Raw genomic sequence first — 13087 nt, forward strand, 5'->3', positions numbered from 1 at the left:
CTGTGTTTATTGAGCTCGTAGAACTCATACGGCTGTCAAGAGACTTTATTTATTCTATAGGAAAGTATAAATTTAAAGAGGTCAAATAAAAAAAGAAATGTGAAGATATCGGTTTAAGTAAAAAGATAATATTTATAGAAATATTTAAAATAATTAAAAAAATTGCACGACAAAAAGCTCTAATGAAAATGGTCATTAGAGAACTATTAGAAATAAATTTTATGTATGGTCCGACCATACCAATTAGCGCTTACATAGATTTCTTGTTTCTCCATCATAATTTTACAATGAGGACACATAAAAGGATGTACATCAAATGTTTCAATAGATTGTTTTACAAAAAAAGAATATTCAGATTTAGAAGATCTTTTTTTGTACTTTTTAATTGTCTCTTTTAATTTTGTTGTGATATTACGCCCATAAAAACCAAATCTATTAATCATCTTAAAATTTTTAGGTGGTAAATGAATAAGAACTTGTTGAACAAATTTATCTATATCCATAGTTACATATTTTTTCTTTTTATTATTAGCTAAATCATTAAAGAAAAAAGTAACTTTTTTATTGTCGTAATTGATAATTTTGTATTCAGCAATAGGTGCACGAGCGAGATATCTACCTAAATATTTTACAATTCCTTTAGGAGAATTAACATTACCAGAACCTACATTAAAGAAAAATCTTTTATTTTCTTTATATAGTTTAGAAACAGTTTTTAGTGCTAAATTTTTAATTTTAGGATTAGGATAATTACCATTTTTAACAATATCAAGTACATGATATTTTCATTGTCCAGCAATAGAAGGTACATGGAAGTAGTCTAATTTTTTAAAAGTAAAATTTTTAGTAAATCCTCCAAAAGAAACAAGAGCATGAATATGAGGATTCCATTTTAAATCTCTACCAAAAGTATGAATAACAATGATAAGTCCATAGTGAACGATATCAGAGTTAGTGAAATAATCTGGAGAAGATTTAGGAAGTATATTTTTTCTATTATTTTTCTTGTAGCGATTATGAAATTGATATTCCATAGTTTTATTGACAGCAGTAGCTAGTTTAGAAAGTAAGTTTCTATCGTAAAAGAAAAAAGGTCTTAACTCTTCAGGAATAGTAAAAAGAATATGTCTATTATGTTTTAGTCCAAATAAATTTTACAGAAAAAGAGAGCCAATTGCAAAAGATTTTTTTTAAAATCTGCAATTGGCTTTTTTTTATGCTATAAACTATTTATTTCTTTTGTGAAATAACATGCAACTTGATGTTTGTCCTGAACATTTTCTAAAATAGGCTTTTTAGTTTTACATTCATCTTTCACATAAGCACAACGCCCTTGGAAAACACAACCTGTTGGTAGATCGATAGGGCTTGGAACATCCCCTTCAATACTTGCAATTTTTTCAGAAAAATCCATATTGATAGAGAATAAAGAATTTAGAAGAGCTTTTGTATATGGATGATAAGCATTATCTTTTAACTTTTCACCTGGTAAAATTTCTAAAACATTACCTAAATACATAACAGCTACTTCATGAGCAAATTTTTGTATTAAAGCTATATCGTGACAGATAAAAACTATACAAAGATTTCTTTCTTCCTGTAATTTAACTAAAAGTTCAATAATATTTTTTTGTATAGAAACATCAAGAGCTGATGTTGCCTCATCACAAACTAAAACTTCTGGTTCAAGAGATAAAGCTCTAGCTATTCCTACTCTTTGTCTTTGACCACCACTCATATTTTGAGGATATTTATCTATGAAACTAGCTGGTAAGTCAACCATTTCAAGTAATTCAATAGCTTTTTTTTCTTTATCTTCTTTTTTTAATCTTCCGTAGTTTATTAAAGGCTCTGTTAAAATATCAACAACTTTCATTCTCGGATTGAAAGATGCTCCTGGATCTTGATAAACCATTTGAATATGTTGTCTACTTTCCCAAATCTCATTTTTAGAAAATTTATTAATATTTTTCCCTTTATAATAAATTTCTCCAGAAGTAGTTTTTTCTAAATTCATTAACATTCTTAAAAATGTAGATTTTCCACAACCAGACTCTCCAACAATTCCTAAAGTTTTTCCTCTAAACATACTTAAATTTATATTGTCACAAGCTGTTAAACTATTTCCTCCAGAAACTGCGAATTTTTTTGTGACATTTTTTGCTTCCATTATTAATTCATGATTTTTAGACAAATCTCTCACCATCCATTTCAGGTATAGCTTTTAACAATTTTTTAGTGTAATCACTTTTAGGATTATTTATAACGTCTTCTCTTGTTCCACTATCAACTACAACTCCATTTTGCATAACTATAATTTTATCTGCCATATATGCAGCTACTCCCATATTATGAGTAACTATAATTATACCAGTATGAAATTCATCTCTTAGTTCCATCATTTGTTTAACAATTTGAGCTTGTGTTGTAACATCAAGTGCTGAAGTTGGCTCATCAGCTAAAACAATTTCTGGTTCAAATGTAAGTGCCATAGCTATCCCAACTCTCTGTTTCATTCCACCAGAGAGTTCATAAGGATAACTTTTCATAATATTTTCTGGTTCAGGCAATCTTACTTTTCCAAGCATATTAATTGCTTTTGCTTCAGCCTCACTCTTACTCATGCTAGAATGAGAATTGATGTATTCAACATATTGTGATCCAATTTTTCTAATAGGATTTAAAGTTCCACCACAGTCTTGAGCAATCATTGAAATAACAGGACCTCTAAGTCGACGCCATTCATCGTTAGAAAGGTTTAACAATGATTTTCCATTGAAATTTATCTCACCAGCAGTAACTTTTCCCTGTCCCAATAGTCCACCTAATATAGAACGAAGAACGGTAGATTTTCCACTACCAGATTCTCCAACAATACTTATAATTTCTCCTTTTTTCATAGAAAGGGAGAAATTTTTAACGACAGCATCTTTTTCTCCATATTGTATCGTTAAATCCTTAATTTCTAACATTTTGTCTCCTTTTATTCAGTAATTGTAACATCTTTTGTTAGCCAATAGTAATCCATTGGGAACATTTTTAAATTTTGAACTTTATTATTTGAATATAAGAAAGTTGTTTCATATCCAAAGAATACTGTTGCTGCATCGTTCATTATTAGTTGTTGAATTTCAATTGCTAATTCTTTTCTCTTTTCAGGATCAAATTCAGCATTCAATTGATCTAACAATTCATCAACTTTTGCATTTTTATATCCAGATTTATTTGAAGCAGAACCACTATCCCAGTTTTCATATAAATATTTTTCAGGGTCTCCTGTATTTGCAGCAAGAACGTTCCAAATTAATAAGTCAAAGTTTCCATTATCTCTCATATCTAATAGAGTTTCATAACTTACTGTTTTTAAAGTCATTTTTATTCCGATATCTTTTAAGTTAGATTGAGCTGCTTGAGCATAAACTTTTAATTCTTCTCTACTTGTGTAGATAACAAAATTCAAGTCTAATTTTTTACCATCAGGAGTTTCAACAAATCCATCTCCATCTATATCTTTGTATCCAGCTTTTGCAAGTATTTCTTTTGCACTTTCAGGATTATAAGCATTTTCATCTTTTAATTGATCGAATCCAAAATCCAATGTAGGAGGAATTGGTGCTTTACCTGCAGTAGCTGCTCCACCTAATAAGTTTTCAACATAAGCTTTTTTATCAAGACCTCTAAGTAAAGCTTGACGTAGAGCTAAATCTTTTAAAACTCCATTTTGATTCATGAAAGCATAAGTTGATCTCAAAGATTTTAATTCTTGAACATTAATATTTTTTTCTCCTTCAAAATCAGCTTTATTTTCTATTTTCAAGTTATATGCTACTCCAATTTCTCCAGTTTTTAGAGATAATGCACGAGTGCTTTGATCGTTGATACATTTAAATGTAACTTTAGCTAAAGCAGGAGTTCCATTCCAGTAGTTAGGGTTTCTTTCAACGATAGCATATTCAGTTGGAACAAATTCTTTAAATACATAAGGACCAGTACAAATTGGTGCATTTGTTGTATATTCTTCAACGTTGTCAGATGTATCAATGATTAAGAATAAAGGATCTGCTAAACATTGAGGTAAAATTGCAACTGGTTTATCAGTAGTTATTTTTAAAGTATCTCCTTCTGCAACTATAGAAGCTGGTTTGAAGAATCCTTCTGCTCTTTTACTTTTTCTAAATGTTCTATCAAATGAAGATTTAACAGCTTCAGCAGTTAAAGGATTTCCATTTGAGAATTTAACATCTTTTCTAATTTTAAATTCCCAAGTTAATTTATCATCACTTATTTGCCAACTTTCTGCTAGCATTGGTTGCAATTCTCCATGTTCATCAAAACGAACTAAATTTTCTCCAACACCATAACGAGTAATAACCCAGCTAAAATATTGTTCAGTTGGTTCTAAAGTATCAGCAAAACTTGTAACCCCTATAACAAGCTCTCCGTTTTCAACAGGTTTTCCTGTAGCTTCTTTTTTCTCGCCACCACAAGCTACTAAAGTAAACATCATTAAAATTACCATTAGAAAAGAAAAACTTTTCTTTGTAAAAAATTTCATTAAAATTTTCCCACCTTTCATAATTTTTTGTATATTAAAATTTTATTGCAAACTATTAAAAATCTTCCTCTTTGATATCAATCAAATCTTTTATACTATCTCCTAACATATTAAATGTTACAACAACTATAACTATTGCAATTCCCGGATATAACATAAGCCAAGGAGCTTTTGCAAGATAAGTTCTTCCTTCATTTAACATAGCTCCCCATTCTGGAGTTGGAGGTTGAGCTCCGAAACCTAAGAATGATAGAGCTGCTATTTCAAGCATTAATGCTCCAATATCTGATATTGCAGTAACTAGCATAAGTGTAAACATATTAGGTAAAATATATCTTGCTAGAATATGTCTGTCTGTACTTCCTGTAAGTTTTGCAGCTTCAACATATAATTCTTTTTTTATTTTTAAAACCATACTTCTTGAAAGTCTTGCATACTTAGTCCAAGTAACAGCAGAAATGGCAATAATTGCATTTGTCATACTTGGACCTAAAAGTCCAGCTATTGCTATTGCAAGTATAAGCCCAGGAAATGAAACCATCATATCAGCAAGTCTCATGATCACCATATCAACAATTCCACCAAAATATCCTGCTATAAGTCCCATAAGAGTTCCTATGACAAATACTACAGCCACTAATGCTAAAGTCATAAACAGCGAATATCTAGTTCCATAAATAATACGAGATAATATATCTCTTCCTAAAATATCTGTCCCCAATAAATTTATATTATCTGGTGCTTTCAATGGTTTTGACATTACAGCAGCTAGAGGATCTTTAGGAGCAATTGACTTTGCAAAAAAAGCTATTAAGACAATAATAATTGTTAAAATTAGAAAAAAAGTAAATTGTTTATGTGTTTTCATAAACTTTATAATTTTCAATTAGTTTACCCCCTCAACTCTCTTGTCTAAATATTTGTAAGAAATATCAACTATTAAATTTACTACCAAGTAAATTAAAGCTATTAATAAAACATAGGCTTGAACTAAAGGATAATCTCTAAATGAAATTGCTTTTATAGCCATATTTCCCATTCCAGGATAATTATAAATAATTTCTATAACTGCAGTTCCTCCTAAAAGGCTACCAAGAGATAGTCCTAATAAAGTTATTAAAGGAATTAAGGCATTTGGTAAAACATGTTTTACTAAAATCGTACTCTCTTTTATTCCTCTCATTCTAGCACCAACAACATAGTCTTTATTCAACTCTTCAATAACAGTATGTCTTACCTGTCTTATATATTTTGCTGACATAGCAAATCCTAAAGTGAAAGCTGGTAGTATCATTGATTTAAAATCAGCTTTTCCTCCAGAAACCGTTACCCAACGAAGCATAACTCCAAAAATACTCAAGAATATCAATCCTAACCAAAAACTTGGAATAGAAAGTCCTGTGAAACTTATTGCTCTTACAAAATAGTCTTGCCACTTGTCCTTTTTAACTGCTGCTAAAACTCCAAGAGGTATTGAAATTACTATCATAAATGTTAAAGATAATAATGATAGTTTTAATGTTGGGAAGAAAGCTGTTTTTATTTTATCTACAACGGGTACTCTTAAAGAATAAGATTTCCCCATTTCCCCTTGTAATACATGACCTGCCCATCTGCAATATTGTTCTGCGAAAGGTCTATCGAGTCCTAATTCTGCTCTTGTTTGTTCTAGTAATTCTGGTGTGGGAAGGTTTCCACATTCTGTTAGCATTATTTCTGCAGGATCTCCTGGAGATAAATAAGTCAAACTAAATGTAAAGAAACTAATTCCAAATAGAACTAACAAAATTTGTAAAGCTCTGTTAACGTAATTGTTTTTAATCACTTTGCCTCCTTTAAAATTATAGTTTATACATTTTTTTATTTAAAATTTTGCAAAAAGCAAAAATAAAAACTATTGCTGTCAGACACCATGTCATTGGATAAACATAGGCAACTGATTTAAAATCTAAATTAAATTTTGATATTACATATAGTAAGGTAACTCTAAAACCACAAAGGCAAATCATAGTTACATACATCGAAACTATCGAATATCCCATTCCTCTCAGACATGAACCTAATACTTCAAGTATTGTGTACAATATATAAAAAGGGAAAGTTGTTAAAGCTATTTGTGAACCTAAATAAATAATCTCTTCGTTTTTTATAAAAATTCTCATAAAAGTATAAGAGTTTGTTAATATTATTGTTGCAATAAATATATTTATTGCTCCTGATAAAGCTATAGAAACTAAAGCTCCTTTTTTAACTCTTTCGTAATTTTCTGCTCCAACATTCTGTCCTGTAAATGTCATACTCGCTTGTCCTATTGCAACAACTGGCATCCAAATAAAATTTTCTAATTTGAAATATGTTGCATAAGCTGCAACTGCATCTCCACCATAACCATTAATATAATATTGAACTATAATATTTGATAAGGTGATAAGCATTGATTGCAATCCTGCTGGTAAACCAAAATATAAAATTTGTTTTAATAGATGAAAATCTATTTTTAAATTCTTTAAACTAAATTTTATTACAGTTTTATTTTTAAACAAATAAGTCATCACAATTATTGCAGTGACAGTCTGAGAAAAAGTTGTTGCTATGGCTACACCCGCAACTCCATTTTTTAAAAGAACAATAAAAATATAATTTGTTATTACATTTAAAATTCCACCGAATGCTAAAATATAAAATGGTGTTTTAGAATTTCCTGTTGAACGAATTATTCCTGATCCAATATTATATAAAATCATTGGTAACATACTTAAAAAATATATTTTTAAGTAAAGAACAGAGTCATCCATTATCACTTCTGGTGTATTTAAAAGCTTTAGTAAAAATTCTGACGAAAAAACTCCTAAAATAGTAAGAAAAATTCCACCAATTATTCCAAAACTTATTGCTGTATGAGAAATTTTAGAAGCTGTTTCAAAATCTTTAGAACCTATCTTTTGTGAAACTGCAACTCCAACCCCAATGGATACCCCTGTAGAAAGTCCAATTATACAAGTAAATATTAAACTACTTGCTCCTACTGCTGCCGTTGCTTCTTTACCTACAAAGTTTCCAACAAAAATCATATCAGCAGTATTATAAAGTTGTTGAATTAAACTTGCACCTAACAAAGGTAAGGAAAAAAATAATAAAATTTTCCAGATAGATCCTTTGGTCATATCTTTTACTTTATTTTTCATATAAAAAAATTCACCTACATAAATTATTAAATCTAAAATTTTTATTTAGAAATTATTTATTTATTCTATCATATATATATTAGCTTTTCAATAAAATTATTTTGCTAAACTTAATAAAATTATTAAAAAATCTGCAATTGGCTTTTTTTATTTTATTTTTTTCTTGACTTTTAAATTTTAAAAGAATATAATTATAAAAAATAAAATTTTAAGGAGGAAAGTTATGCTAAGGAGAATAATGATAAGGAAAGAAAAACAATTTAATATGTAGCCTTATCTATTTATATATTAGCCTAACTTTGCCATTTTGGTAAATAGTAAATTTAACACAGATAGCTAGTATATCTGTGTTTTTATATTTTAAAATATTGATAAGGAAGTTCTTAGATGTATTCAGTTAAAATCTGATATATCTTAATTTCCTTTTTTTATTTATAAGAAAATATAAAAGTAAATAGAAATAATTAGTCTCTGACGTTCGTATTAGTTATAAGAGCTTGTGTCCATTGAGCTTGTAGAAGTCTGCAGCTGTCGAGAAACTTTATTTATTACATAGAAAATTATAAATTTAAAAAACAAAAAAATTATAGTTTAATATTTATATTTAATTGAAAGGGGTTAGAATGGAATATTTAGAAATTTTAAAAGATACCTTTTTAACAGACGATAGATATATGTATATCGTCGATGGGCTTATCTTTTCAGTCGGAATTACATTGTTTTCAACAGTTATAGGAATTGTATTGGGACTTTTATTAGCAATAATGAAATTATCTCATTGGTATCCTTTAAAAAGGATAAAAGGTTTTCAAAACTTCAATCCTTTATCTAAAATTGCATATATTTATATTGATATTATAAGAGGTACCCCTGTTGTTGTTCAATTAATGATACTTGCAAATTTAGTTTTTGTTGGTTTTTTAAGAGAAACACCTGTATTAATAATTGGTGGAATAGCATTCGGATTAAACTCTGGTGCTTATGTTGCAGAAATTATTAGAGCTGGAATAGAAGGACTAGATAAAGGACAAATGGAAGCTGGAAGAGCTTTAGGTTTAACTTATTCACAAACAATGAAAAAAATAATCGTTCCTCAAGCTATTAAAAATATTCTTCCTGCTCTTGTAAGTGAATTTATAACTTTATTAAAAGAAACTTCAATTATAGGTTTTATTGGAGGTATAGATTTATTAAGAGCAGCTAGTATTATCACAAGTCAAACATATAGAGGAGTCGAACCTCTACTAGCAGTTGGTTTCATCTATTTAATACTTACTTCTATATTTACAATGTTTATGAGAAAAGTTGAAAGGGGGTTGAAAGTAAGTGATTAATATTGTTAATTTATCTAAAAATTTTGGAAATTTAAAAGTTTTAAAAAATATTTCAACTACAATCAATAAGGGAGAAATCATATCAATTATAGGTCCTTCTGGAAGTGGAAAATCAACTTTTCTTAGATGTATCAATAAATTAGAAGAAGCAACTGATGGGCATATCTATATTGATGGTATGGACTTAATGGATAAAAATACTGATATAAATAAAATAAGAGAAAGAGTTGGAATGGTGTTTCAACATTTCAATTTATTCCCTCATATGACAGTTTTAGAAAATTTAACACTTTCTCCTATGTTAGTAAAAAAAGAAAATAAAGAAGAAAGTGAAAAATATGCCCAATATTTATTGGATAAGGTAGGATTATTAGATAAGGCTAATTCATATCCAACTCAGCTTTCTGGAGGTCAAAAACAAAGAATTGCAATAGCTAGAGCTCTAGCTATGAAACCCGAAGTAATTTTATTTGATGAACCTACATCTGCTCTTGACCCAGAAATGATAAAAGAAGTTCTTGATGTTATGAAAAATTTAGCTGATGAAGGAATGACTATGCTTATTGTTACTCATGAAATGGGATTTGCAAAAAATGTTGGAAATAGAATTTTCTTTATGGACAATGGGCAAATTATCGAAGATTGTTCTCCTAAAGATTTTTTTGAAAATCCAACTAATGAAAGAATTAAAGATTTCTTAAATAAAGTTTTAAATAAGTAATTGTGTATCTAATTTTTATAAATTTTAAAAGGAGTGGTTTGTATGAAAAAAATTTTTAAATTAATGATGTTGGTAGTTTTATCGGTTGTTTTTTCTATTTCTCTTTTTGCAAAAGATGTTGTTTATGTAGGAACTAATGCAGAATTTGCCCCATTTGAATATCTTGAAAAAAATCAAGTAGTTGGTTTTGATATTGATTTACTAAATGCAATTTCAAAAGAAACTGGAATTGAATTTAAAGTTAAAGATATGGCTTTTGATGGTTTACTTCCAGCTCTTCAAACAAAAAAAGTTGATATGGTTATAGCTGGTATGACAGCAACTCCTGAAAGAAAAAAAGCCGTTGTATTCTCTAAACCTTACTTTAAAGCTAAACAAGTTGTTATAACTAAAGGTGTAGATAAATCTCTAAAATCATTTAATGATTTATCTACTAAAAAAGTTGGAGTAATGTTAGGATTTACTGGAGATACTGTTGTTAGTGCTATTAAAGGAGTTAAAGTTGAAAGATTTAATGCTGCTTATGCTGCAATAATGGCTCTTGCTCAAAATAAAATAGATGCAGTTGTGCTAGATTCTGAACCAGCTAAAAAATATACAGCTAATAGTAAACAATTCTCTATTGCTAATATTCCTGCTGCTGAAGAAGATTATGCAATAGCATTTAGAAAAAATGATACAGCTCTTGTTCAAAAAATAAATTCTGCTTTAGATAAAATTAAAGCTAACGGAGAATATGATAAAATCTTAAAAAAATATTTCAAATAGTGATAATAATTATTAATAACTTTTTTCATTAGAGATAGTACACTTTTAAAAGTGTACTATCTCTATTTTATTCTATAGAAAAGTATAAATTTAAATGATTATTAGTCTCTTGACAGCCGTATGAGTTCTACGAGCTCAATGAACACAGGTTCCGTCAGAGACTTTTTTATTCCATAGAAAAGTGTAAATTCAAAATAAGTTGTTAAAACTCGAACTTAAAATCTAATAAAACTTTAATTTCAATAAAATATAGAGTAAAAAATAGAACCTGTGAAAAGAAAAATGGTTTTATTGCAGAAAAAATGCTCAAATGATAGAATCTTTACATATTAAATAAAGAATAAAATCATACTTTGGATTTTATTAACCTTAAGATTGGAGTAAAAAATGGATTGGGAATTTATTACAGAACACACATCAGAATTCATACATGCTGGAATATTAACATTAAAAATAGGCTCGATTGGAATAGTCCTTTCCATCATTGTAGGAATTATTGGAAGTTGGATATTATATGAAAATTTTAAATTTTTTAAATCAATAGTAATATGCTATATAGAATTAAGCAGAAATACACCTCTTTTAGTACAATTATTTTTCTTGTACTTTGGTTTACCTAAAATAGGCTTAAAGTTTAGTCCGGAAATATGTGGAATAATAGGTCTTACGTTTTTAGGCGGAAGCTATATGATAGAAACATTTAGAAGTGCCTTAGAAACTATAGATAAGATTCAAAAAGAATCTGCAATAAGCTTAGGACTAAATAAATGGCAAACAATGAGATATGTAATTTTACCTCAATCATTTGTTATCAGCTTACCTGGAATAACAGCTAATATAATTTTTCTATTAAAAGAAACATCGGTATTTAGTGCAATAGCATTAGTAGATATGATGTTTATTACAAAAGATTTAATCGGACTTTATTATAAAACAGAAGAATCGTTATTTATGTTAGTGCTTGGATACTTGATAATATTATTACCTCTTTCACTTTTTGGTGTATATTTAGAAAGGAGGTTAAAATATGTTGGATACAGTAATTAGTCTACTGTCTAAAGGAACAAACTTTGAAAGACTTCTTTTAGGATTGTGGATAACTATAAAACTAAGTATAATATCTTCTTTATTATCAATATTTTTAGGAATACTATTTGGACTTTTTATGACAATAAAAAATAGATTCACAAAAATAATATCTCAGCTATACTTACAAACTATAAGAATAATGCCTCCATTAGTATTATTGTTCATAGCATACTTTGGAGTAACAAGAATATATGGTATACATATTTCACCAGAAACAAGTGCAATAATAGTTTTTACTATATGGGGAACAGCAGAAATGGGAGATTTAGTTAGAGGTGCTATAGAAAGTATACCTAAAGGTCAAATAGAAAGTGCTGTTGCATTAGGATTTAATAAAATACAAATAAATATTTATATTATTATCCCACAAATTATTAGAAGACTTATTCCTTTGTCTGTTAATTTAGTTACAAGAATGATAAAAACAACTAGTTTAGTTGTACTAATAGGAATAATAGAAGTTCTAAAAGTTGGGCAACAAATAATAGATACAAATAGATTTGAATATTCTAATGGTGCAATTTGGATTTATGGAGTAATTTTCTTACTATATTTCTTAACTTGTTGGCCATTATCCATATTAGCAAAATACTTAGAAAAGAAATGGAGTAAAATATGAAAGAATTAAATAAAGTCGTATTATCAGCAAAAAATATTATAAAAAATTATGGAAATTTAGAAGTTTTAAAAGGAATAAATTTAGATATTCATAAAGGAGAAGTAGTTGTAATAATAGGTGCTTCTGGTTGTGGGAAAAGCTCGTTTTTAAGATGTATGAATGGTCTTGAAGATATACAAGGTGGAGAAATTATTCTAGATGATGAGATAAAATTTTCTGAGTTAAAAGAAGATATGACAAAAATTAGACAGAAAATTGGAATGGTATTTCAAAGTTATGAATTATTTCCACACTTAACTATATTAGATAATATATTATTAGCTCCTTTAAAAGTTCAAAAAAGAAATAAAGAAGAAGTTAAAAAACAAGCTTTAAAATTACTTGAAAGAGTAAATTTATTAGATAAACAAAATTCTTATCCAAGACAATTATCTGGTGGTCAAAAACAAAGAGTTGCAATAGTAAGAGCTTTGTGTATGAATCCTGAGATAATGCTATTTGATGAAGTTACTGCAGCATTAGATCCAGAAATGGTAAGAGAAGTATTAGATGTTATGCTAGAGCTTGCTAAAGATGGAATGACTATGGTTATTGTTACCCATGAAATGCAATTTGCTAGAGCAGTAGCTGATAGAGTTATATTTATGGATAAAGGATATATTGTTGAAGAAGGAGAAGCTGAAGAATTTTTCTCTAATCCTAAAACAGAAAGAGCTCAAAAATTTCTAAATACATTTAGTTTTAAGAAATAATTGCTATATATCTGTTTATTGTATTCTTAGAACTTATACAACTATTGGAATATTATAATAAGTA

12 protein-coding genes and 1 pseudogene are annotated in these 13087 nt (G+C 28.2%); 6 read left to right on the plus strand and 7 right to left on the minus strand.

Annotation, left to right across the window (positions count from 1 at the left end; translation table 11 throughout):
- Nucleotides 1-206: 206 nt before the first annotated feature.
- The 7 genes and pseudogenes from BQ2505_RS08860 to BQ2505_RS06920 form a co-directional block, all read right to left on the minus strand.
- Nucleotides 207-1034 (minus strand): annotated as a pseudogene (locus BQ2505_RS08860) (IS91 family transposase).
- A 185-nt stretch (nt 1035-1219) separates the two neighbouring features.
- Entirely contained in the window at nt 1220-2206 is a 987-nt protein-coding gene (locus tag BQ2505_RS06895; RefSeq protein WP_074017029.1) for an ABC transporter ATP-binding protein, read from the minus strand.
- Nucleotides 2187-2972 carry an ABC transporter ATP-binding protein gene (locus BQ2505_RS06900; protein ID WP_074017030.1) on the minus strand — a complete coding sequence of 262 codons (786 nt, stop codon included), beginning with the start codon at nt 2970-2972 and terminating at the stop codon, nt 2187-2189. Before BQ2505_RS06900 ends, BQ2505_RS06895 begins: the two co-directional genes overlap by 20 nt.
- Before the next feature lie 11 nt (nt 2973-2983).
- A complete protein-coding gene (locus BQ2505_RS06905) occupies nt 2984-4555 on the minus strand; it encodes an ABC transporter substrate-binding protein (RefSeq protein ID WP_074017031.1) in 1572 nt (523 codons plus the stop codon).
- A 55-nt stretch (nt 4556-4610) separates the two neighbouring features.
- Nucleotides 4611-5441, minus strand: a complete 831-nt coding sequence (gene nikC / locus BQ2505_RS06910) for a nickel transporter permease (RefSeq protein ID WP_074017032.1) — start codon at nt 5439-5441, stop codon at nt 4611-4613.
- On the minus strand, nt 5442-6380 hold the full coding sequence (nikB, locus tag BQ2505_RS06915; protein WP_074017033.1) for a nickel ABC transporter permease: 939 nt from the start codon (nt 6378-6380) through the stop codon (nt 5442-5444).
- A 16-nt stretch (nt 6381-6396) separates the two neighbouring features.
- Nucleotides 6397-7740 (minus strand): MATE family efflux transporter, encoded by a 1344-nt coding sequence (locus tag BQ2505_RS06920; RefSeq protein WP_074017034.1) that lies wholly within the window; start codon nt 7738-7740, stop codon nt 6397-6399.
- Between the two features lie 623 nt (nt 7741-8363).
- Here BQ2505_RS06920 and BQ2505_RS06925 point away from each other — a divergent pair.
- From BQ2505_RS06925 to BQ2505_RS06950, 6 genes are all read left to right on the plus strand, one after another.
- On the plus strand, nt 8364-9074 hold the full coding sequence (locus BQ2505_RS06925; protein ID WP_074017035.1) for an amino acid ABC transporter permease: 711 nt from the start codon (nt 8364-8366) through the stop codon (nt 9072-9074).
- Entirely contained in the window at nt 9067-9795 is a 729-nt protein-coding gene (locus BQ2505_RS06930) for an amino acid ABC transporter ATP-binding protein (protein WP_074017036.1), read from the plus strand. The genes BQ2505_RS06925 and BQ2505_RS06930 overlap by 8 nt, the downstream gene beginning before the upstream one ends.
- Before the next feature lie 42 nt (nt 9796-9837).
- Nucleotides 9838-10563, plus strand: a complete 726-nt coding sequence (locus BQ2505_RS06935) for a basic amino acid ABC transporter substrate-binding protein (RefSeq protein WP_074017037.1) — start codon at nt 9838-9840, stop codon at nt 10561-10563.
- A 387-nt stretch (nt 10564-10950) separates the two neighbouring features.
- Complete coding sequence (locus BQ2505_RS06940) at nt 10951-11610, plus strand: amino acid ABC transporter permease (RefSeq protein WP_074017038.1); 660 nt, start codon at nt 10951-10953, stop codon at nt 11608-11610.
- Nucleotides 11591-12271, plus strand: coding sequence for an amino acid ABC transporter permease (locus tag BQ2505_RS06945; protein ID WP_074017039.1), 681 nt, complete (start codon nt 11591-11593; stop codon nt 12269-12271). The genes BQ2505_RS06940 and BQ2505_RS06945 overlap by 20 nt, the downstream gene beginning before the upstream one ends.
- Nucleotides 12268-13023: an amino acid ABC transporter ATP-binding protein gene (locus BQ2505_RS06950; protein WP_074017040.1), complete on the plus strand. Its 756-nt coding sequence runs from the start codon at nt 12268-12270 to the stop codon at nt 13021-13023. The genes BQ2505_RS06945 and BQ2505_RS06950 overlap by 4 nt, the downstream gene beginning before the upstream one ends.
- Nucleotides 13024-13087 lie beyond the last annotated feature (64 nt).

It is taken from the genome of Fusobacterium massiliense (genome assembly GCF_900095705.1).
GTDB lineage: Bacteria > Fusobacteriota > Fusobacteriia > Fusobacteriales > Fusobacteriaceae > Fusobacterium > Fusobacterium massiliense.